This window comes from Thermobifida fusca NBRC 14071 = JCM 3263, assembly GCF_001592045.1.
Taxonomy (GTDB): domain Bacteria; phylum Actinomycetota; class Actinomycetes; order Streptosporangiales; family Streptosporangiaceae; genus Thermobifida; species Thermobifida fusca.
Window position 1 is genome coordinate 251,469 of the sequence record NZ_BCWB01000017.1, and the last position, 23,216, is coordinate 274,684.

Consider the following 23,216-nt stretch of genomic DNA (forward strand, 5'->3'; position numbering starts at 1 on the left):
AGTCACGAGTCGTCCTCCCGCGGAACGCTGCCGTGGCGCTGGTGCTGGCTCCCGTGGTTGTCTCCGGCGACGTAGTTCACGGCATCCCCGTGGAACTGGGGCGCGTTGTACTGGGCTCCGCTTCCGGTGTGCAGCGGCCCGTACGCGGTACCGATGACCGTCCCTGCACCGCCGACGACGTCCCCCACCCCGCCGGGGTTGTGCGTGAACCGGTCACGCCCTTGGACGACATTGCCTTGGTGCACGTCTCTGACCGTGCTGTTCACCTGATCCCCATGCGAGCGGGAATCCCATTGAGCCTGCGCCGCATTTCCCGTCACTTTGGCGACCTCCTCAGCAACGCGTGCCAGATCCGCGTCCGCGTTGCGGTGACTGAACCTCAGGTACTGGCAGTGGGCGAGGGGCTCCAACGGCTGAGGCAAGCTCGCAGGAGACAAGGGCCGCACGTCACCGACCAGTACGGGGATGACCCGCACCTGGTAGGCGAGGGCTTCGAGAATCTCTTGGCGGACCCAGTCGTGCGGGTCGTCGAGTTTGCGTCCGCCTCGTTCGGCTGTGGCGTCCAGCCAGCGGGAGCCGATGACGGCGAGCAGCACTTCGCTGCGCCGTACCGCGTTGAGCAGGCGTTCGCGGTAGTCGTCTCCAGGCTGGATGGACTTGCTGGCTCTGAAGACCGCGTTGCTGCCGAACCGTTTGGAGAGATGCTGGTCGAGCAGGGTGGCTGTGGCTTCTTCGTCATTGTTGCGGTAGTTGACGAAGACAAGTGGCATGAAGGGCTCCTCCCAGCGCCGGACACCCAAACCCCCCGGCCTCGGGTTGTCCGGGTCTTTTGTCTCTGCGAGGGGCAGTTGGAACAGGAGCCATTTTTCCGAAGACTTCTCTCAAAGGGGTCGGAAACCAGAAAGTTTCCCTTTGCCTCACCCAACAGACAACAGGAAACGTCCCAAAAATCCCCTTTTCCGGCTTTTCTTCCCAGCGAGAAGACAATGGTTTCCCTTTTCACTCCGAGCTGAGTGGATGGGAGTTGCACGATCCCCTCTCGACGGGATCAGGGAGCACAGACCACCCTGCGACCTGCACACATCGCCGTTTCTCATGCTTCGTGCCGCTACCCGGAGCGTTTTCCGGATTCTCTTTGCACTCTTGACACGGCACACCACAAAGGCGAATAAAAACTCAAGGTGTTCAGATTTCCTTGTCTGCGGCGCTCGACCTTCCGCTTGCTGTTAGCACCAAGAGGAAACGACACTTCGAACCGGAATGCTGATTACGTTTTTAGTAATGGTGTCACCGGTCCCGTCCTTACTCCCGCTTCTTCTGCCGGACAGTGCCGAGCCTCCCTTTCCAGGGCAGCATCCAGGCGCAGACCGCTCCACGGCATGCTTCTATTCCAGAGGTTCAACCGGTGCGCAGCCACCGCTAGTGGACGGCCTCGGTCCTCTCGGGCTGTCCTTCGCTGCCCTGCTGGGCCGCCCGCTGTCCCCTTCATCTCCGGGAGTACGCCCCCGTGGGCTGCTACCAGCCCAGCAGCGGCGTGCACAACCAGGTCTCCCGACCCGGCACTGTGCTTCCCCGGCACCCGTTCAACCCCAGCCTCCGGCGGGATCTCTCCCCGCGGCGCAACCGTTCGACGAACCACCGGAACGGAAGCAGACGAGGCCAGGCAGTGCCCTGACGAGTTCCCGGACCGAGCGCACCCAGCCCCGTCCTTACCCCTCCCACCAGGAGAAATCGACCTTTCAATGACCTTGCGCATGTCTTCTCCCGGCTTTTTCGGGCAGTCGTACGGTGCAGCTCGCGCAGTCCTCAACCGCACGGAGGGTAGGAATGGCGACGAAGACGCTGATTCCCGGCTACACGTACGGCACCGAACAGGTCGCCAAGTCACCGATCGGGCTGGAAGACCTGAACAAGCTCAAAACCACGGTGATGTTCACCAGCGCCGATGAGGAAGCGCTGCGGATGGCCGGGGACGTTCTTGAAGACCAGGTCGAGGACGTGCTCGACGTGTGGTACGGGTTCGTGGCCGACCATCCCCACCTGCTGGCCTACTTCTCCACTCCCGACGGGCACCCGATCCAGGAGTACCTGGACCGGGTGCGGGAACGGTTCGGCCAGTGGATCCTCGACACCTGCCGCCGCCCCTACAACCAGGAGTGGCTCGACTACCAGCAGGAGATCGCGCTGCGCCACACGCCGGAGAAGAAGAACGTCACCGACAACGCGAACTCGGTGGACAACATCCCGCTGCGCTACGTCATCGCGTTCATCTATCCGGTGACAGCAACGCTGCGGCCTTTCCTCGCGAAGAAGGGGCACAGCGCCGACCAGGTGGAAGCCATGTACCAGGCCTGGTTCAAGTCGGTCACCATGCAGATCGCGCTGTGGTCCCAGCCGTACACGCGCGACGGCTACTGGTGATCCTGCGTCCGGGTCTCGCGCACCGGTCATGGTCTGCGCGAGACCCGGATCGGCTTCCCCAAGCCGAGGGCTGCCCGACAAGCAGGGAAGGCTTGTCGGCGTGCCGTGCTTCGGCGGCCGGGAAAGACGCAGCGGGCCGATAGTCCGTGCTCTCCATGCCCTTAAAGGCTGGGCCATGCCCCCGGTGAGGAAGCAGACGGCGAGTGCTGCTGGCCGTCGCATTGCCGTGGGCGGCTCTTTCCAGGCACATGCCTCGGGGCCTGCACTCCGGAGCGGGCCCCGAGGCGATTCGGTGATTCTCATGGGCTTGCTGCTGAGCTGGCGGGTGCCGCCAGGCTCAGAAAAGCTCCAATTGTCCCGGGGTGAGTGGCACCACAGCTCTGACGTAGCCGAGGCTTTCCGGGGAGACCTCGTAGAGCAGGTCGACTTGGTACGCCCACTCGTCGAGAGCCGAATCGAGTGCTGCGGGAAGTGCGCGGAGTTTAGCGAGTTCGAAAGTGAGCGCGGAGTCGTCGCCGATTTCTGCCGCCGAGCGGGCCGCAGTCCAGATCTCCGCGAGGCTGCTGCACAGGGCCCGGATGTAGTCGGCGGTACGGGAGATCTGGTCGAGGAGCTCCGCCGCGTGCTCTTCCTCTGCCTCCTCTTCATCGACCGCGGGGTCGTCCAGGTCGTCTTCGGCTGTGAGCGGGTCTTGTCCTTCTTCCTGCCACCGCGGGATTTCTCCGCTAGGGGTGTAGCCGATTTTTCCGGGGATTGCCCAAAAGTCGGTGCCCCGGTCGTCGAGCAGCACGTCTTTGGCGACCCGGGACAGGGCCGCATAGACCCGCAGCGGAGCTTCGTCGAGGCAGTGAACGGTGGTGGCGAGGCCGCCGATGCACCGTTTGAGTCTGGGGTAGTGGAAGTCGTCCAGGTCGTCGCTGATCTGCGTCGAATACTCGCTGATCTGCTGGGAGATCTCGGTGAGCCGCTGGTCGAGAGCGGCGAATTCGATGTTCAGCCGCTTCTTCAGGTCTTTGAACTCTTCGAGTGCTTCCCTGTCCCGCAACACGGAATTCGCTCCCTGCGCCCGCTGATCTCCGAAACAGCCACGGGAAACAGTAGCAACTGTCTCGGCACTGCCCGGACCAACAATTCTTGACCCCTGTCCGAACGTTTTCCTTTTGCAAACACTTGCGCACTGTTTTTCTTTTTGCTGTCCCGTTGCGCTTCCCCGGGCTTCCCCACATTGTCCGAGGTCACAACGGGCTTCCGGCCTGGTTCACCAAGGTTTGAGGCGGTGGGCGCCTCCTCTGTGCACTGCGGACTCATCCACCATCACCGCGGGTGCACGAGTTCGTTTAGCCGCATCCGTGTTCCACCACCGTGGACTCTCTGAAAACAGGAAGAGGAGGAGAAACTCCGAGACCGGATCCGTGAACCGCCCGAAAGTGTTCGGTTCCGACAGGGCTGCTGTTTCCCACGTGGATAGTGCTGCTGAAGGCTAGCGTTCCTTCCGCTCCAGCTCCATCCGCCCGCCGGGCAAGGACGGCTCCTTGCTGCCCTGATTTTTCTAAGCTGGCGTGGTGTTCCCGTCCCTGCGAGGTGTGGTGTGTCTGCTGCCCTGCGAGGTGGTGCTGCATGAGTCCTGCCGCTGCCGCGGCTTTTGCACCCGGTTCTCTCGTGGCAGGACGCGGACGGGAATGGGTGGTGCTGCCCTCTACCGAGGAGGACTTTGTGCTGGTCCGTCCCCTCAACGGGGACGAGGCTTTCACCACGCTGCTGTACCGAGACGAGGTGACGCCCGCAGAGTTTCCCGCCCCGTCCACGGAACTGTCCCAGATCGGGGACCATGTTTCCGCGTCTCTGCTGCGCACCGCGATGCGGGTGGGGTGCACGTCCCCCGCGCTTCCGCTCCGGTGTTTAGGGTCGATCCGCGTGCAGCCGCGCCGCTACCAGTTCGTGCCGCTGCTGTTGGCGTTGCGCATGGAGACGGTTCGGCTGCTCATCGCGGACGATGTCGGGACCGGGAAAACGGTTGAGGCCGCGCTGATCGCTAAAGAACTAGTGGAGCGGGGGGAGGCACGGCGTATGGCGGTGGTGTGTCCCCCGGCGCTGGCCGAACAGTGGCAGGCAGAGTTGCGGGACAAGTTCGGTATCGAAGCCGAACTGGTTCTCCCCTCGACTGTGCGCTGCCTGGAACGTCCGCTGCGCGCCGACCAATCGGTGTTCAAGACGTACCCGTACACGATCGTCTCCACCGACTTCATCACCTCTGAGCAGCGCCGCGCCCAGTTCCTCACCCACTGCCCTGACCTGGTGATCGTGGACGAGGCGCACACGTGGGTGAATGCTTCGCCCACGAGGCTGCGCCAGCAGCGTCAGGAACTGCTACGGAACGTGGCCGCACAGCAGGACCGCCATCTGATCCTGGTTACCGCCACCCCGCACAGCGGGAGGGAGAACGCGTTCCACGACCTGCTGGACATGCTCACCCCAGAACTCGCCGAGGCGGATTGTCGAAGCCGGCGAGGGCGGGCACTCCTGGCCCGTCATTGTGTGCGGCGTCACCGCCGCGACATCCAGCGGTTCCTCGACCAGGAGACAGTTTTCCCGCAAGGACGCGAGTTCCGGGACGAAAAGTACGAGTGGAGCCCGGCCTACGCTGAGTTCAACGCCGAAGTGCTGGCGTATGCGCGGGAAGCGGCTGCTGACCCCAGCGGCACCAAGCTGCAGCAGCGGGTGCGCTGGTGGTCGGCGTTGGCGCTGCTCCGGTCGGTGGTTTCGTCCCCGGCGGCCGCAGCCGCAGCGCTCCGCACCCGGTCGACAACATTCTCGGCGGCGCGCAGTGCGGCTGACGTCGACGCGCTCGCCCGCGAGTCGGTGTATGACGCAGACAGTGCCGCCACAGAGGGCGGGGACGCGGTCCCCGGCGCGGCAGTCGACCCCGACACCTTGCCGGAGAGCACCCGGAGACGCCTGCGCGCGCTAGCGGAACGGGCCGAGAAACTCCAGGGCGTGGAGCACGACGCTAAGCTGCGGGCGCTGATCGCCACAGTCAAAGGTCTGCTCGCCGACGGCTGCGACCCGGTCGTGTTCTGCCGGTACATTCCCACCGCCCACTATGTCGCTGAAGAGTTGCGGCAGGCGTTGCCGAAGAACTGCGCAGTGGAGGCGGTCACCAGTGAGCTTCCCCCACGCGAGCGGGAGGACCGTGTCGCACACCTCGCGGCAACGGACCGCCGACGCGTGCTGGTGGCCACGGACTGCCTGTCCGAGGGTGTCAACCTGCACGAGCTTTTCCCCGCGGTCGTCCACTACGACATGGCGTGGAATCCGGTCCGGCACGAGCAGCGGGAAGGCCGGGTAGACCGGTTCGGGCAGCGGGCGAAACGGGTGCGCGTCGTCACGCTTTACGGGGCTGACAACGGTATCGACGGCCCTGTGCGGGACGTGCTGCTCCGGAAGCACCGCACAATCACGGCGCAGGCGGGGGGTGCGGTCCCGGTGCCGACGTCCAGCGAATCGGTGCTGCAGGCGCTCGCGGAAAGCCTCCTGCTGTGCGGTCCACACCCCCAGCTCGGCCGCACCCCCGGTCTTGCTGAGGCCAGCGCTGTGCTGCACCGCGAAAGGGAACTGGTGTCGGAGCCTGCACCGCACCAGGGCGCAACGTTCGCGCCCTCCACCGGGGACGTCCCGGATGTGGTGGAACATCTGGAGCGTCTCATCCCCGCCATCGACGACGAACTGGGCCGTCCCCGCGATATCGCTTCCTTTGTGGCACGCGTGTTCACGAGGCTGGGAGTGCCAGTCCACGCCGATGCCGGGAAGCTCACCGTGCCCCCTCAGTCGCTGCCGCCGGGGGTGCGCGCTGCCCTGGGGGTCGCTGACACCGCCCACCAGGATCTGGTGTTCCGGCGTGACCTGCCTGCCGGGCCGCACGAGCACGTGCTGGTGCGCACTGATCCAGCGGTGCGCGCGTTAGCCCGCTACGTGGTGGAGACCGCGTTCGAACCGGATCCGGGAACGCGTCCTGTCGTGCAACGCTGCGGGGTGACGTGGACCGGCCGCGTAACTGTCCGCACCGTGCTGCTGCTGGTGCGCTACCGGTTTCTGCTCACCCTGCCTGGGGTGGACGGGCCGCGCACTGTGGTGGTGGAGGAGGCTCGTATTCGCGGCTACCGGGCGGGGGCCCACGGACGCGAGTGGCTTACCGACGCTGAGACTGCGGCACTCGTAGACACTCCCCCTGACGCTGATCTGCCACCGGAACTAGTGCAGTGCCACGCTCGGCGCGCCGTTGCGGAGCTTGACGAAATCCGCGGCGACCTCGCCGAGTGGGGGGTGGTGCGCGCCGAACAGCTCCGCCACGCCCACTACGGCATCCGCGCGTCTGCTGGGTCCCGTGGCCAAGGACTGGCACTCGTCCCCCATGGCCGTGCCGACGTGGTTGGCGTGTACGTCTACCTTCCGCTGGGGGACGCCCCGTGACCGCCGTGTCTTCTCCACCTGCATCGTCGACGGTTTTTGCCGCCCCGCGCGGCTACTCGTCGGTGCGCGTAGCGGGCTCGCTGCTCACCGCTGCCCTCATAGGCCGGATCGGTTCCGGCGACCCGCAGTTGCCAGGGCTTCGCTCCGAAGACTACGGCCTTGCCCCGGGGCGGCGGCTAGGCGAGTTTGCGAGCCGCCACTGGGAGGAGCTGCTCGGCGTCTACCGGGAGTTCCAGCAACAACTCACCCAGGCCAGCTCTGGCGAGTCGCGGGCAGCGCTCACTCGGGAACGCTGGCTGCTGCCGCTGTTCGATGCGCTCGGTTTCGGTCGGCTCCACCCCCAGCGCGAAGGGTTGACGGTGGCCGGGCGCACGTTTCCGGTCAGCCATCTGGGGCGCAATGTGCCTATCCACCTTGTGGCGTGGGGGCGCGACCTCGACCGGCGGTCCAACGGGGAACGTGCCCCCCAGTCGATGCTCCAGGACTTCTTGAACTCGAGCGACGAGCATGTGTGGGGGATGCTCAGCAACGGGCAGAAGCTCCGCCTGCTGCGTGACGCCGCATCACTCTCAGAGGCCGCGTTCATCGAGTTCGACTTGGAGTCGATGTTCGACGGCGCCCTGTACGCCGACTTTGTGCTGCTGTTCGCGCTCGCCCATTCTTCCCGGTTTGAGGCACGGACCTCCGACAAGCCGGGGAACAGTGCGGAGCAGCCGAGCGTGGCGAACTGTTGGATTGAACGCTGGCGGGTTGAGGGCGACCGTGCGGGAATCCGGTTCCGCGCGAAGCTCCGCGACGGGTTGAAAGCGGCGCTGGAGGAACTGGGCACGGGGTTTCTGGAAGGCAACGCGGAGCTGAGGGAGAAGCTGCGCCGCGGGGACGTGTCCCGCCGGGAATTCCGTGACGAGCTGCTCCGGCTGGCCTACCAGTTGCTGTTCTTGTTTGTGGCCGAAGACAAGGGTGCGCTGCTCGCCCCGGATGCGGACCAGGCTGCCCAGGACCGGTACCGCACCTATTTTTCTACGCAGCGGCTGCGCCGTATCGCTGTGCAGCGGGTAGGCGACCGCCACGACGACCTGTGGCGGACACTGCTGATCGTGCTCAACGCGCTCGGCTCGGATGAGGGCTGCCCGGAGCTGGCGCTCCCTGCCTTAGGAGGCTTGTTTGTCCCGGCCAACGCGGTGGAAGGGGACGGCTCGCACCCGGGGCTGTTGCGGGGCCGGGACGTCACTTTGTCCAACCGGCGTCTGCTGGCCGCGGTGCGTCACCTCACCCGGGTCGAAGACGAGGGCGGGTGCTGGCAGCAGGTCGACTACCAGCATCTTGACGCCGAAGAGTTGGGTTTGGTGTACGAGTCGCTGCTGAACTTGGTGCCCTACACCGACCCTGCTGTCCGGGTTTTCGAGTTGCGGAGCGCTGCCGGGAACGACCGGAAGACGACCGGCTCCTATTACACACCGTCTTCTCTGGTGGAGACGCTGTTGGACAGCACACTCGACCCGGTTATCGAGGAGCACGCCAAGCGTGGGGTCCCAGACGACCTGTTGAAGATCACGGTGTGCGATCCGGCGTGCGGCTCCGGGCATTTCCTGGTTGCTGCGGCCCGTCGTATCGCCCGCGCCTACGCGGTCTTGGAAGCCGGGGACGAGGAGCCTACTCCGGACGCTATTAGCCGGGCGATGCCGAAGGTGGTGCGCCACTGCATCTACGGGGTGGACCTCAACCCGCTGGCTGTGGAGCTGACCAAAGTGTCGCTGTGGCTTGCGTCTGTGGAGCCGGGGAAGCCGCTGGCGTTCCTCGACGACCACATCAAAGTGGGCAACGCACTGTTCGGAGCCACGCCGAGACTGCTCGAGGCCGGGATCCCGGACGGGGCTTTCACAGCGTTGAAAGGTGACGACCGGAAGGTCGCGGCAGGGCTGCGAGCCCGGAACCGGCGGGAGGTGCGGGCCCTCCACCGGGAGAGGGGAAGAGAGGTTCGCGGGCAAGCCCAGGAGGTGCGGGTTTTTGACGCGCCCCTAGACAAGCAGCGGTGCAAGCGTGCCGCTGACGCGTGGTGTGCCGCGTTTGTGTGGCCGCAACGTCCCGGCGCTCCCGACGGGGTGACGACGGCCACTCTTCTCCGCATCAGCCAGGGGCAGGCTCTGCCGCCAGACCAGCAGGAGATGATCGACCGGCTGGCCCGGAAGTACCGGTTCTTCCATTGGCATGTGGAGTTTCCCGAGGTTTTTCGCGGGTGCGACGGGGATCCAGCGGAGGACTTCAACCCGGTGACCGGTTGGCGGGGCGGGTTCACGTGTGTGCTCGGCAATCCGCCGTGGGAGCGGGTGAAGCTCCAAGAGAGGGAGTTTTTCGAATCCCGGCATTCAGAAGTCGCTGGAGCGGCGAACAAAGCTCAACGCAAGGCGCTGATCAGCGAGTTGGCGGGGAGCGAAGAAGGCGCGCACTTGCTGCGCGAGTTCCAGGAGGCTAAGCACACGTCGGAAGGGCTCAGCCTCTTCCTGCGTGAGTCAGGGAAGTATCCGCTGAACGGGCGCGGCGACGTCAACACGTATTCCGTGTTCACCGAGCAGGGGAAGGACCTGCTGCATCCTCACGGCAGGCTCGGTGTCATTGTTCCGACGGGCATCATCACTGACGCCACGACTCAGCATTTCTTCAAAGATGTCGTGGGACGCCAGGTGCTGGCCTCTGTGTTCGATTTCGAGAACCGGAGAAGGCTGTTTCCTGACGTTGACAGCCGCCTCAAGTTCTCTTTGGTGACGTTGACCGGCCACGCGGACACTGTCGAGCACGCAAGGTTCGCTTTCTTCCTGCACAGCGCTGCTGAACTGAACGAGCCGGACAAAGTGTTCACGTTGAGCACGAAGGAGATCCTGAAACTCAACCCGAACACCGGGACCTGCCCCGTGTTCCGTTCCCGCCGTGACGCGGAGATCACACTGCAGATCTACGACAGGGCTCCTGTCCTCGTCACCCACGGCGAAGAAGCGGAGAATCCGTGGGGTGTGTCGTTCACGAGAATGTTCGACATGTCGAACGACGCCCAGCTTTTCCGAAGCTATGCGGAGCTCGCTTCTGACGGCTGGCGGCTGGAAGGCAACATTTTCGTCCGCGGGGAGGAGCAGATGCTCCCCTTGTACGAGGCGAAAATGCTGCACCACTACGACCACAGGTGGGCGACGTACGGAAAAACCGGCAGATCGGCCCGGGACATCCCGCTGGAGGAGAAGAACAACCCCCACGGGTTCGCTCTTCCCCGGTACTGGGTTCCCCGGCAGGAAGTCGAGAAGCGGGTAGGGCGGGAGAACGGCTGGCTGATCGGCTTCCGAAAGATCTCCAACGTGACCAACGAGCGGACGCTGGTTTCTTTCGCTTTTCCGCTGCGCGCCCTGGCAGATTCAGGAAACATCCTCCTCACCGACAAGGAAGAGAAGTCTTCGCTCTACGCGAACATCACTTCATTTATTCTCGACTACACGCTGCGCCAGAAGCTCGGGGGAACAAACCTCAACTTCTTCCAGTTTGAACAGCTCCCCGTCATCAGTCCGGAGGATTTCAGCAGGAAAGCAGCGTGGGATTTCGGGTTCACCGTGCATGAATGGTTGACCCCCCGTGTCCTCGAGCTCAGCTACACCACCTGGGACATGGAGTTGTTCGCGCGTGACCTCGGGGACTTCGGAGCGCCTTTCGTTTGGGACGAGGAACGCAGGTTTCTCCTCCGCTGCGAGATCGACGCCGCTTTCTTCCACCTGTACGGGATCGCGCGCGACGACGTTTCCTACATCATGGAAATGTTCCCTCTTGTGAAGCGGAAGGACCTCAAGCAGCACGGTTTTTACCGCACGAAGGACACGATCCTCGAGGTTTACGACGCGATGGCGAAGGCCATCGAGGCCGATGATCCTTATCAGACGGTTCTCGACCCGCCGCCGGGCAAAGGATCCCGCCACTGCACGTGATCCGGCAGCCTCTCTCCTGGCTGTCGCAGTGGAATCGTTGTGGGAGCGCCGCAGCATGGCAGGGATCGCGGGGAACGGATTGCCGCGGCGCTCTCGGAGTTATCTGAGGGTTAGCCCCACTCGCATCCCACACCGTCGCCGTCGCGGTCCAAGTGGCGGCCCCATAGCCCGGCTGGCCTTCATAGATCGGTGTAGCTCCAGCGGCCCGTGCAGCGGCGCAGTTCTCGTAGTATTCGGCGGCTGGTGCGGGCTGCGGCGCAGGCGGAGCAGGTTCCCGGTTGGTGGAGCCTGACCCTGAAGAGACCGTTTCCTGGACTGTCTCCGTGGCGGTTACGGTGACTTCTACCTCCACGGTCTCGGTGGCCTCCACCTCGACGGTTTCGGTTGCGGTAACGGTGACGGTAGGCGTGGGTTCCGCCCGGGGCTCCCCCTCGTCTTCCTTCGATGGGAAGCAGCTAGCGACGATGACTAAGAAGACTAATCCTGCAGCGGCACATCCAACCTTTTCATTCACCGAAGAACCCCTGTCTTGCAAAGTCATATTTCAAAGAATTCCTTGAAACTCGCCCAACACAAATGGACCTCTCTATCCTGGAATATTTCTATTCCTTAGAAAGAGTGGATACCAGTCCAAGGAAACCGAAGAGAACTTTAGACAGGGGAGGCAACGATCTCAGTTCTTTTCCGCCGAGATCAAGAAAAGATCCTCATCCCCATCCCTCATCCTGACTATCAGTGATAATGAACATCGGTAACGCAGAGCTATAAGCCTTCTCTCTTGTCTTCTGAAAAACAGGGCATCGCGCTAACCTGAGAGGGATCCCTTTCAGGCAACTGTTTTGCCTTGATGCTGATGACCAGCCGGGGAAGATCGGAAATTGCTTGTTCTGCAGCAGTCCGGAGAATGACTAGTGGCGCCCAACGAGACAGCTCGCGGAAATTCCCGCTTCACCCGAACTTCCCGTTGAAAACTTCATAGCATCTGCAGTTCTTACTCAAAACCCCGCCTCTGCGAGGAAACTACGCAAAGATACTGCTCTGCTGCGCAGCTCTAGGGCTTTGGCCTCCAACCGGCGCAGGGGCTCGGCGTCGCGGACCAGCCACCCACCGGTCTGCTCGCCAACCGGTCCCGACCCGTAGTCGTGGACGAGGGCGATAGTTCGGTCGAAGAGCAGGAAATCGAAGTAGTCGTTGCTGGGGAGCGGGGTATCTCGCGTAACCTGGACCACTTCGATGGTCTCCCCCATGTCGGCGCGGATCTGGTAGGCCAGGAGCTCGTAGCGGAGATAGTCGGTCCACGGCTCTCGCACTACCCGGATACGCGCGAAGTCGATTCCCCGCGAGCGCACATCTTCGTACAGCGCGCGATCGGCTTCGGCTTCTTCGCGCAAGAGCCGCACAGTTTGCTCGTATTCGCCCCGCTCGTAGGCGTGTTGGGAGGCGCTGTTGACGTTTTCCCGGTAGGACTGCCAGCACTCGACCCTGAGGAATCTCTTCTCTAGCCGAGTCCATGCTTGAGAGAACGCTGCGGCGAAAGCGTCGAGGTCGAGTCGTTCTCCGTGGTCCACTGCCCAACCGGGTGGGTGCACCTATTCCTCCGGGATATCGTTCCGTGCCGCTAGTAGGGTGTTACGCGGTATGCGGACAATACGCTCATTTGACGCACACCTGGCGTCAGGCAGCGGTATTTCGCCGAGCTCCTCGGTCACATCCACACCGATAACCGCAAAGCTCCCGTCGTCAAGCTCCAAGATATCTGGCGAACCGCTCACACCAATGGTGTTGCCGAGTTCTTTCGGGGGTTTCCCCAACCTCCGAACTTCCTTCACTTGATCACCACCTATCACACAACCAACGGTTTCAAATACTCAAAGTATAGGAGATTCCATATAAAGAGATATCTAATTCGATAGTTTCATCTATCCTCTTTTCATACATCATTACATCTTCAACCCCAATTCCTGATCTTTACTCGAAAGTGCATTGTCGACCAGGATTAAGACCTGGAGAGTGGAGGGCTCTGGTCCTCTCCACCAAGACCAAACCGAGACGTCGCCGCAGGTAGCCGCCTTTATGAGGTCTCACCACTACGCTTCGGAGTATGCTCTTGCGCCGCTTGCCACCATTCTGCGACCACGACAGCGGTAGTAGGACCACAGAGGCTGCTGCCAGACTTTTCCCATTTCTCGTCCTCTCTCTTAGGCAAGGGGACCTGGGCAGCGGGTGCTGATTGCTGTGGTCAACTTTCAGCGGTGCATCTGATCTGTTCTTTCCTAGAAGTGTTCTTCTGCTCTTCTTCCAGGAACCGCAGCAACAACCTCTCGGAAGGGGATTGATCTCCGGTGCACATCCCGGGCCAACCTTGTGCCCCCTATCCCCGCCCTAGAGGGCTCAATTCCTCAGAAGCGACTTCTGCATCAACGCGGAACGCAGCCTAGGTGCCACTCTTGGCATGAGCAGCCGGCCCAAAACCTTCACACAGAAAACGATCTTTGGTGGGGATCGGGCAGTGTTCGGCTGCCACGACCCCCACCAACATTCCGCTTCGAGAATCGCTGGCCGCTACATTCCGCTGCCTGTCTCCGCGGGCAGGGTCATGGGCCGGATGTCCAGTTCCGCCAACCGCTGCCACAGGGGTTGCAGCGCGGCTTCAGGGTCGCGGAAGAACCGGCTGCCGCGGATCCGCACGAAAGTCCAGCCGACTCTTTCGAGTTCCCGCTGCCGGGCGGCGTCTTCAGCCGCGTTTTCTTCGTTGTGGTAGGCGTCCCCGTCGCATTCCACCGCGAGGCGGCGGCTGCCGCCTTCAACGACCAAGTCGATGCGGTAGCGGCCGACCTGGTATTGGGGGTAAACGCGGTAGCCCCGGTCGCGCAGGGCGAGGAACACGCGCTGTTCGAAGAGGCTGTCGAACGGTTCTTGGCGGACGTCGGGGGACACGTCCCCGATCCCGGTGCCGTCGTGCAGGTGGAGCGGACGGTTCAGGTATTCCAGGTAGGCGCGGCGCAGGTCGTTCTGTCCCAGGTCGGAGATGGAAACACTGTGGAACACCCACACTTGGTCTCGGGCCCGCGACGCCGCGACGTTAATGGCCTGCTTGTTCCCTTCCGCGCTGAAGTGGCTCAGGCGGCGCGGCCCGTCGGTGCCTTCCCGGCTGACGACCATGCTGATGAAGATCACGTCTCGTTCGTCGCCTTGGAACGCGGCCGGGCTGCCGACGCGGATACGCCGTTCACTGCGTTCGTCGAAGGGGAGCCGTTCGGCGAGCAGGTCTTCGATCAGGGTCTGCTGGGCGTGACCGAGCAGGGTGATGACGCCCATGCTGCGCCCTTCGTAGGCGGGGTCGTTGCAGCAGGCGATGATCTGCCCCACGAGGCGTTCCGCTTCGAGCCGGTTGATCTGGCGCTGCCCGCTTCCTTCCACGACGCCCGGCACGTAGACGGTTTTGAGCGGGGGGAGACGGTCCGCGCCGTATTGCCGCAGCGGCTGCAACTGGCCCTGGTAGCACAGTTCGTTGGAGAAGCCGATGATTTCGGGCATGCAGCGGAAGTGCTCTTTGAGCATGAGCTGCCCGGGGCCGCCCGCAAGCCCGGAGGTGATGTCGAAGAAGCTCCGGTCGGGGGAGAACAGGTTGCGCCGCGAGGGCGACAAGTCGGCGAGCAGCCGTTCCTGCAGCCGGAACAACTGTTCCCGGTCGAGTCCCACATTGGCCGGGCTGACCTGCTTGTCGTCACCGACGACGACGATCCGGTCGGCGATCCAGGCGAGCAGCATCGCCTCCGGCCCGGACTGGCTCGCCTCGTCGATGATCACCACATCGAAGATGCGGGGCGTGTCCATGGGGATGGTGGCGACGACCTGGTACATGGGCATGATCCAGGCCGGGACAGCGGGGCGGCATTCGCGGAGGCTTTCTTGGGCTTGCCGCTGGTAGCGGGGAGCGTATTTCCCGGTTCCTTTGCCGATTTTGCGGACGCTCTGCTGGTAGGAGCGGAGCGCGACTTCTTGGCCTTGGGTGAGGCGCCGCAGGCACGAGTCCCAGGCGAGAGCAGCGGCGAGCCTCCGCATGGTGGTGCGGATCTCGCTGTCGGCTTCGCTGAGTTTGGCGCGGCAGCGGTCTTCCGCTTCCGGGTCGGTGAGTTCAGCGAGCCGTGTGTTCCACGCCGACCACGCCCACGCTTTCTCTAGTTCGGGGAGCCGTTCGTCCCAGACGGTGTCGTCGTAGGTTTCGGCGATGGCCCGTGCCAGCGTGGGGTGGGCTTCGTCAACGGTCGCGTACGCATCCTGGTAGGCCTGGCGGGCTTGTGCCGCAGCGCGGGTCTCGGCGAGGGACGCGCAGGCGTGTTCGTAGGCGTCCGGGTCGAGTTTTTCCAAGGCGAGCTGGGCCTGCCGGAGGTCGTCGGACACCACTCCGCGTTCTTCCCAGTGCTGGATTTCCGTGAGGGCGCGGTCGACGAGCTGGCGGGCAGGGCTGGCGGCGTGTTCCGCGGTGGCTGCGGTGAGCAGCAGGCGCACAGTGTCGACTGCGGTGGGATCAGCCCAGTCGAGCACAGCGAGTCCGGGAACGGTCGCGGTCTCGGTGGCGACGCGTGCGCGGGTGTCTGCCAGGTGCACGAGCTGGGCGAGCCCGTCGAGGTCGTCGCGGAGGGCCGCGATCCGGGAGCGGGGGTTCTTCCACGCGTTGCCGGCCGCCTGCTGGGGCAACCATTCTTCTTCGGTTTCCGCCAGGAGTTGTTCGGCTTCGACGCGGGCGCGGACGAGGGCCGCTGTGTCAGCGGTGGTGGGTTCTTTGCCGTCGACGCGCACGGTTTCCACGAATTCCCGGACTTCTTTGCCGAGCCGGGTGCGCATGCCGAACAGGCCGCGCAATTGCTCGCCTGCGGCGAGCCCGTCGTGGAGGCGGACCGCATATTCTGCGGCTTTGTCGAGGGGGAAGGTGTCGAGGCCGGTGATGCGTGCGTCACCGACTTCCGCGGTTTTCTGTTCCGCGGCTGCAATCGCTTGTTCGATCTGCGCGTGCTGTTCCCGGATTCTGCGGTCCCGACCGGCAAGCACGTCGTTTCTGGCCTGCTGCCAGCGGTCGCTGAGCCGTGCCGTGATGTCGCGGGATGCTACGAAGGCTTCCACTGCCGCAGTAATGTCCGCGCAGCGTTCCGGGGACAGGCTGCGGATGGCGGCGTCGGCTTCGCCTTCCCACAGGCCTTCGGCAGCCTGAGCGGCCTTCTCCGCTTCGGTGATCTTGTGGACGGCGTCGCGGAATTCGGTGGGGGTGGGAAGCTGGTCGGCTGCAGGCACGTCAGCAGCCCGCTTCCGCTGTTCGGGGGTGTAGTTGCGGGCGGCGCGCAGCAGGGCGAGGGCGTCGGCGGCGGTCAGGGCGGGCTGCGGTTGGCTGACGGTGCCGATCCACCGGTATCGGGGTTCTTCTGCGGCGAGACGCTCCGCGATGTCTTGGAGTGAGCCCTGGTAGTCGCCGATTTCCGGGGAGAAGTGGTAGGTCTCTTGTTCCCGGATTTCGCGGAGCCGCCGCAGTACTTCTGCCCGTTCGCGGCGTGTCTTGTCCAAGTGTTCTTCGAGGCGGCGGATTTCTTTCTTCGACTGTTTCGGGGAGAAGTCGGAGCGCCGCTCCAGGATGGCGCGAACGGATTTTTCGAGTTCTTCCTGGGCTTCGACCCCGTCACCGGTCCTGCTCACGCACAGGGCTTGGATTTCTTCGGGGAGTTTTTCTTTGAGGACGCGCAGGGCCCGGGCGGTGTGGCTGGTGATCAGCACTTTCTTTCCCTGGGCGAGCAGGTCAGTGACCAGGTTGGCGATGGTGTGGGTCTTCCCGGTGCCGGGCGGTCCTTGGACGACGACGAGGTGGCTCTGGTCGAGTCGTTCCGCGATGGAGCGCTGCTCCTGGTTGGAGGGAAGCGCGAAGTAGGGTTCGCGGGCCGGGGTAGCGCGCTTGTCTTCGTCGTCGACGTCTGCGAGGGAGTGGCTGCTGCGGTCGTCGTCAGCTCCGGTGAGGAACCGCAGCAGCGGGGTGAGGTCTTCGCACGTTTCTAGGCGCTTGGTGATTTCCCGCAGGGCTTTGAGCTGGTTGTCCCGGGGGCGTTCCCGCAGGATGAGGGCGGGTGCGAAGCTGATGCGCGGAGCTTCGGTGCCTTGGTCGGCGTGGCGGGTGAGGCTGTCGCTGTAGTGGGCGTCCGCTGCCGCTTCGATGCTCCATTTTTGGAGGGCGGTGTGGAGGTGTTCGAGGCCTTCCACCCCTTCGTAGGCGGCGCCCTGGTCGAGTTCTGCGGTGATGCTTTCCCGGACTTCTTCGCTGACCCGCTGGTCGGGGTCGAGCATGTCTTCTTCGAGGACGAGTCCGGGGGTTTCCGGGTCGGGTGCGAGGGTGAGGGCGCCGGTGTCGTCGAGGGTGATGACCATTTTCCGGGTCACCAGGTGGCGGCCGACTGGTTTCCCGTCGGACTTCCAGGTCAGGTAGCCGAAGCCGAGCACGAGTTCGTACGACTCTCCGAGGTCTTCCATCTCCTCGCGCATGCGGTAGAGAGTCTCGTAGTGCCGGACGGCTTCCGCGGTTTCGCGTTCACGTTCCGCCCATTTCATCCACTGGGCGCTCCACGAGGCGTAGGCTTTCCGGATCTGGTCGCGGTCCTCGTGGTCGTCAAGGAAGATTTCTCGAGGCGCTTCGAGGTCGATGTCGTCGATGTCGTCGACGAGGTCGATGTCGGTGATCCGTTCCCGCAGTTTCGGCGGTTCGGTGTTCTGGTAGCAGTACAGGTCACTGAGGGTGATCCAGGGTTCGAGCACCTCAGGGACTGCTGGTGGTTCTTGCTGGTGGATCCTCTTGATGCGGAGCCACGCCTTCTGGTCTGGGTCGAGCAGGCCAGAGGCCACGTAGTCGCTGCCTGTGGGAAGTTCGCTGAACCAGAGTTTTCGATGGGCGGAGCTGAGCGTCCTGATCGGACGGAGCCGTGTCTGTTCTGCTTCCGCGAGGAAACGGAAGATGCGGCGTGCGATTTCGGTGTCCTGTCGCGCAGTCTCCGCGCCCATGCAGACTCCTCACCCTGTCACGTTTGTTTCGTGGTGTGTTCCGTCGGGTGAGAGTAACGAGACACCGCCCCAAATAAGCAGAAACGGTGACAAATCATCACTTTTGGGGACTTTTCGGACTCGGTGCGTGTCGTATCGGCTACAGCATCGGGAAGCCGCTCTCCCGCCCCGGCAGGGAAGAACAGCACGGTAGATCAACGACCCGTTTTTCTGTGCTGCGGCACTCGCCGAGTGCTAACCCAGGGAATCAACCACTCTGCCTGTTTGAGCCCGGAGCTGCAGGAATTGCGCTTTGCTCGCTGAGGGGGTTTGACCCACGAGGATGAACTCGGCGGCGTTCATCGGACCGCAGGAATGCTGGCCACGATGATGCCACAACACTTCGGGAAGTTTGCTGTAGTCGCGGACCCGCTGGTTGGCCAGGAACCCCCGGGTGAAGATCACCGGTTGTCCGTGGTCAAAAGGCAGGGCGTGCATGGATACGCACACCAGCTCCCCGGATAGCAGAGGTGAGTCCGGTCCGATCGCCCCGCCCGGCAGAGAGCAGCCGTATGCACCGCGGTATCGATCTCCGTCGTAGGTCCGCGACCGCTTGGAGATCCCCTAGAACCGGAAACCGAAGAGGCCACCGCTGGGCGTGTCATTGAGGCGAGGTTTGATGACGTAGGGATCCGGATCAAATCCGAGGTTCTCGGCCTTGGCAAGGTCGTCGGAGTTGATGGTGACGACGTACTGCATGCCTTCGTCTTCCATGAGTCGTGCGGCTAGCGTCAACGCCCGGTACACCTGGCGTTCATCGACTCCGTCGTAGAGCTTACTGTCGTGGACCAAGAAGTCTGGGCCGCGTCCTTCTCGGTGCGCGATGATCGCACAGGTCAGGTCGAAGCAGAAGGTCTTCATGTTGGAGATGCCGCTGCTGCTGTCACTGTCGAGCTGGAGGATGATGTCCAGCGAGCTCTTGCGTGCTTTGAAAGCGAGATAGGGCGTGCGGTCGTTCCCGTAGAGCTCTTGGACGAATGAGCTGAACAGGGCGTGGGCCTGCTGTTCGACCTCGGCTCGTTCTTCGATGTCAATCTGCATCTCCTCTTCGAGCCGGTCTTTTTCTCGGTCGATCTCTCGTTTGCTCTGCTCGAGGGCCTGCGCCGCGGCGAGCCGGTGTTGCAGCGCTTCAAGACGTGCGCGTTCCTGGCCGAGAGCGTTCTGCAAAACGGTGAGCGTGTCCAGAGCACCGCCCTCGTTCAGGATTCTCATGAGTTCAGCCTGTCGCCGACCTAATTCTTCGCGCTCCTGTTCACTGGCCCTGATTCGCTCCCGGAGCTGGGTGATCTCCTCTTGCAGGTAGTGCCGACGGTTACGCACTACCGCTTGGTGGAATTCCCTAACCTGGTCGAAGCGTGCCCGTACCTGGTCACCGAGGATGACGTTGAGTTCGGCGTAGGCCCTCTCCAGGTAGCGATCATCAGGTTCGTAGACATCGGTGACGGCCTGTTCCAGTTCTTCCAGGTTGCGGCGGTGGACGGCTTCCTCGTTGCGGAGCTTGCGGATGCGTCTGTTGACCTCGTCGGCTTCCCGTTGGATTTCTTCGTATTCGGGAACCACCTTGAATTCGTTGATCTGCTGTTCCAGCTCGTTGACCCGCTGCTGGACTGTACGAATCTGTCCTCGCAGCTCCGCTGACGAACCGACAATCTTGCCCCATACAGGGTCTTTCTGCGCAGCGACGAGTTTCCTTCTGGTTGCCTCCCGCTCGGAAAGGTCAACGTAACGCCGGGCCAACCTCCAGTCCATGCCGAGCAAGTAGGACAGGTTAGTGGTGACCAGGTGAGCGGAGGTCCGCTCTGCAGGTTTGAGGGCGTCTTTGAACCCGCCTTTCTCCTCACGGCGCATGTAGAGGTTGAGCAGGATGCGTCCGCTGAGTCCTTTGTCCTCGGGACGTATGCCGAACAGGTCTCGTTCAATGGCAGCACGCCACTCTTTGAGTGTGACGGGCTTTTCGTCCTCGAAGAGGGTGTGTGACTCCTGTGTGATGTCCGGGTTCAGCAGGATCTCGTTCGGGCTGCGGCCGCTCCGCCTGATTCGGATCGGGTCTTCCTGTCCCGGCCAGTCCATGTCGAGCCGGAAGGTTGCTTGGCTGATGGTTTTGTCGTCCATCAGCTTGATCCCGGTTTTGTCTGCCCCCAGCAGGAAGTGCAGCAGTTCCACCACGCTCGTCTTGCCGACGGCGTTGCGGCTCTGGTCAGGGGTGGAGGTTGCTGTCCGATCCGCGACGATCAGGTTGAGCCCTGGTCGGAAGCGGACTGTACGGAAGCGGGGATCGTCCGATCCGAGTTCACGCAGCATGGGGGCGCTCCCGGAACACAAGGATGTCGTTGCGGAGTTCGACCACTCCCAACGCGTAGAGGACGTCGAGGGCCAGGACGAACCACCAGAAGGGAATGGGGGAGGTGTGCCGGTTCTCGGCTCGCCACTTCTTGAGCCGCCGCCACGCCTGGGTGACGGTGACGGGCTGGTGTTCCGTGGCTAGCAGGATCTGCGCGCCGACTGCAAGCAGAGCGCGTTGTGGTGCGATGCCCTTTGTCGGGGTGATCACCCTGCTACCTCCGCGTACTCGTTCGACGGCTGCCAGTCCTCCGGCGGGATTTCGAAGATCTCACACTCTCCGAAGAAGTACATCAAGATGACCTGTGCGTTGACGTACCCCTCTCTTGTCGGAGCTTTATTGCCGAGAACATACTGTTGCATCTGGTAGAGGATCTCGTCGGGATCCGAGTATTCCTGGCTTATCCGCTGGTACTCGGCGTGGAAGGCGGCAGCGGTGTTGTCTCGTTCAAACGGGTCGTTCCGTTGCTGGTAGTAGGCCTCGACGAGGGGGACGTACTTCATCCGGCTTATCAATTCGTCCCGCAGGTCCGGAGAGAATCCGTTGTATTCGAGCTTGTTGCGCGGCGGGGGAAGGATCACATCTGACGGCCTTGCTTGTATCCGCCGTTTTCCTAGTTCAGCGAGAAGCGGGGCGAGGTCTTCCATCTCGACGCCGACGACTACCTCTTTCGCCGGAAGGCTCTGCCCAAGCAAGTCCTCTACGTCCGAAACGTCGAGTTTGCAGACCTCCTGGATGAAACGGCATGCTCCAAACACTTCGAACTTGAGGTAAGGGTGGTCCTTCCGGGCTTTGCTGATCTCTGAGCTGATCACCGGCCCGACGCCGCGGAGGTCATTGTGGACGAAAACGAAAGTGTCGAACTCGTCCCTGCGCTTCTCTAAAGCACCGGTGAGGTCCTTGGTGAACTTCCTGCTGATCTCGGACGCGTTGTAGGTCTCCGGCGCGTAGCACGCGTAGAGCTTCCGATCGTTGATGGTGAGCCCGTCTGCGCTGCGGTCTCCCAGACGGCCCTGGGTACGAACCGGCACGAAGTCGGGATAGCGAAGCTGCATCAAGTCATGGAAAAAGGACTCGAACTCTTGGCCGTGCAGTTCGCTGAGTTTTGCTCGCACCATCGGTCTCACGAGAAACCGTTGCCAAGACTCCACCGCTGTCCTCTACTTCTGCCTGGCTGAGTTTGTCGCTCCTTTTTACCAAGCGCACTATGACCGCTGCCATAGGTTTGCCCTATTTGGCATTTAGGAGAAGCAGGGCACCCTGGCAAGCCAGTACACTGGCCCATCTCCCTTCATCTAGAATCAATCCAATGATTACTATTGATGGTTACCCGAGGAATGGTTCTCACAATTGACCAATTAAGGGGAAGTTCTGGAGCACAGAAGTCTTCCTGGCGTTTGTCATGTGCTTTCCTTCGGGAACAAGGAGAGCGAACAAGGTTCTCGCTCTCGTTAATTCCGAGCCCCGGCTCATGACGCCAGGAGAGAGGCCTAGTTCCAGATATTTGAATCAGAGCACAAGAACTGGAAAGCCACCTCGCGACCCAGAACTTTCGAATAAATCTTGCACTCTAATGATCCTGCAAGTCCAGGATGTCCTTCTTCAAAAATACGGCCTCCAGTCTGCCACGTGCTCTCAAGCATCATGGATCAGCGGAGTAGCCCGCTCCGAACATCCAAATGATTTTTGACAACAGGTTACAGAGAGTTCTATCCACTCTGATGCACATTTCTTTAACTGGCCTGTTGCATATGAGATCTGGAATTACCGAGCTTCACCAGTCAAATGTCGACGTCTCCAGCGCAGCGATGAATTCATCGGCGGTCATCGTGGCCTCTGCGAGGATGCTGTCCACGACTTCGACCAGTTCCGCTATCCCCGATGCCACGTACACTCCGGGACGTTCGCTGTGCTCCCGGGCCCACTGGTTGGCCAGGAGTTCCTGGGTGAAGATCACCGGCCTCCCGTGGCGGAGTGCGATGTGCGCTTGGGCGCGCGCACTGCTGTGTTCTCCAGCCTCTACAACAATGGTGGCGGCCGCGTAACCGCTCATCACCGCGGTTCGCAGTGTGAGGTTTTCCCGTGCGGCAGGGGTGTCGGGGAGGAATGGGCTGAGTACCATCCCCCGCTCAGCGGTTTCCTGCTGGAGCTTCCGGCTGCCCCGCGGGCGGTAGTGGTTGATCCCAGTTCCAAGCACAGTCACAGTCCTGCCTCCTCGGCGGAGGACAGCAGTGTGCGCCACCGTGTCGACCCCCGCTGTCAGTCCGCTGACGACTGTGATGTTCCGCTCGACGAGCGCTTCGGCGACGCCGCTCACGATTGCTCGGCCTCGCGGGGACGGTCTGCGCGGTCCGACAACGGCGACGGCACGACGGTCATGGGCGACTGCGCCTTTGGTGAAGACCACTGGAGGCATTTCGTGGATTTCGCGGAGCGCCGCTGGATAGTGGTCCTCCCAAAAGGCGTGGACACCGACTCCGTGCGAGGCACACTGGTCCAGCAAAGCTCGGGCTTTGGCGATCGCACGCTCAAGTGGACTGTCTTCGGTGCCGCAGGGCATGTTCCGCGTCCGGAAAGTCTTCTCTAGGACGGCCCGTACGCTGTCCGCGTCGAGGATCTCCTCCACGATCTTCGACCACGCGGTGCGCTTGGCGAGGAGCAGAGCGAACAGGGCGGCCCGTTCTTCACGTTGCTGCATAGCGGTTCGATGGGAGCGTTCCTGTTGAGGATCGGAGACTGGCACGGAACCGCCCTCCCATCCGCTTACTCCGCCAATGTGGTCCTAGCCATGTCAGCGAGAACATAGCTCCCACCAGAGACATGCCGTTTTCCCTTCACTGTGGGAGGGCCAGCAGCCTGGTTGATGCTGCTGTTCCGGTGAGCGGAACCGCTGACTCCCCCGGCTATGCGGTCCTCGCTGGCCGCATACGCCGTCCACGTGCGGCCAGCGA

General features: G+C 62.7%; 11 protein-coding genes and 1 pseudogene. 3 read left to right on the top strand and 9 right to left on the bottom strand.

Annotated features, from left to right (window positions below; all coding sequences use genetic code 11):
• Positions 1–2: 2 nt before the first annotated feature.
• Positions 3–770 carry a toll/interleukin-1 receptor domain-containing protein gene (locus TF1_RS04025; protein WP_011291175.1) on the bottom strand — a complete coding sequence of 256 codons (768 nt, stop codon included), beginning with the start codon at positions 768–770 and terminating at the stop codon, positions 3–5.
• A gap of 1,057 nt (positions 771–1,827) precedes the next feature.
• On the opposite strand from TF1_RS04025, the gene TF1_RS04030 reads away from it, so the two are divergent.
• Complete coding sequence (locus TF1_RS04030; RefSeq protein ID WP_011291174.1) at positions 1,828–2,421, top strand: protoglobin domain-containing protein; 594 nt, start codon at positions 1,828–1,830, stop codon at positions 2,419–2,421.
• A gap of 337 nt (positions 2,422–2,758) precedes the next feature.
• On the opposite strand, the gene TF1_RS04035 is transcribed toward TF1_RS04030, so the two are convergent.
• Positions 2,759–3,469: a hypothetical protein gene (locus tag TF1_RS04035; protein WP_011291173.1), complete on the bottom strand. Its 711-nt coding sequence runs from the start codon at positions 3,467–3,469 to the stop codon at positions 2,759–2,761.
• Between the two features lie 569 nt (positions 3,470–4,038).
• Here TF1_RS04035 and TF1_RS04040 point away from each other — a divergent pair.
• Together TF1_RS04040 and TF1_RS04045 are read left to right on the top strand one after the other, a co-directional pair.
• On the top strand, positions 4,039–6,888 hold the full coding sequence (locus TF1_RS04040) for a helicase-related protein (RefSeq protein WP_061783639.1): 2,850 nt from the start codon (positions 4,039–4,041) through the stop codon (positions 6,886–6,888).
• 5 nt (positions 6,889–6,893) lie between these two features.
• Entirely contained in the window at positions 6,894–10,850 is a 3,957-nt protein-coding gene (locus TF1_RS04045) for an Eco57I restriction-modification methylase domain-containing protein (RefSeq protein WP_152436224.1), read from the top strand.
• A gap of 190 nt (positions 10,851–11,040) precedes the next feature.
• On the opposite strand, the pseudogene TF1_RS16630 reads toward TF1_RS04045, so the two are convergent.
• The 7 genes and pseudogenes from TF1_RS16630 to TF1_RS04080 all read right to left on the bottom strand — a co-directional run.
• Positions 11,041–11,391, bottom strand: a pseudogene (locus TF1_RS16630) (excalibur calcium-binding domain-containing protein); the annotation flags it as partial.
• Between the two features lie 454 nt (positions 11,392–11,845).
• Positions 11,846–12,439, bottom strand: a complete 594-nt coding sequence (locus tag TF1_RS04050; RefSeq protein WP_011291169.1) for a DUF6879 family protein — start codon at positions 12,437–12,439, stop codon at positions 11,846–11,848.
• A 973-nt stretch (positions 12,440–13,412) separates the two neighbouring features.
• Positions 13,413–17,885 (bottom strand): AAA domain-containing protein, encoded by a 4,473-nt coding sequence (locus TF1_RS04055; RefSeq protein WP_061783640.1) that lies wholly within the window; start codon positions 17,883–17,885, stop codon positions 13,413–13,415.
• 603 nt (positions 17,886–18,488) lie between these two features.
• A complete protein-coding gene (locus TF1_RS04065) occupies positions 18,489–20,225 on the bottom strand; it encodes an ABC-three component system protein (protein WP_011291165.1) in 1,737 nt (578 codons plus the stop codon).
• Positions 20,215–20,475 carry an ABC-three component system middle component 6 gene (locus TF1_RS04070; protein WP_011291164.1) on the bottom strand — a complete coding sequence of 87 codons (261 nt, stop codon included), beginning with the start codon at positions 20,473–20,475 and terminating at the stop codon, positions 20,215–20,217. The genes TF1_RS04065 and TF1_RS04070 overlap by 11 nt, the downstream gene beginning before the upstream one ends.
• On the bottom strand, positions 20,472–21,416 hold the full coding sequence (locus TF1_RS04075; RefSeq protein ID WP_234351641.1) for an ABC-three component system protein: 945 nt from the start codon (positions 21,414–21,416) through the stop codon (positions 20,472–20,474). The genes TF1_RS04070 and TF1_RS04075 overlap by 4 nt, the downstream gene beginning before the upstream one ends.
• Before the next feature lie 623 nt (positions 21,417–22,039).
• The gene (locus TF1_RS04080) at positions 22,040–22,963 is read right to left on the bottom strand and encodes a DNA-processing protein DprA (RefSeq protein ID WP_016188304.1); all 924 of its coding nucleotides are present in this window, start codon (positions 22,961–22,963) and stop codon (positions 22,040–22,042) included.
• Positions 22,964–23,216: the final 253 nt, after the last annotated feature.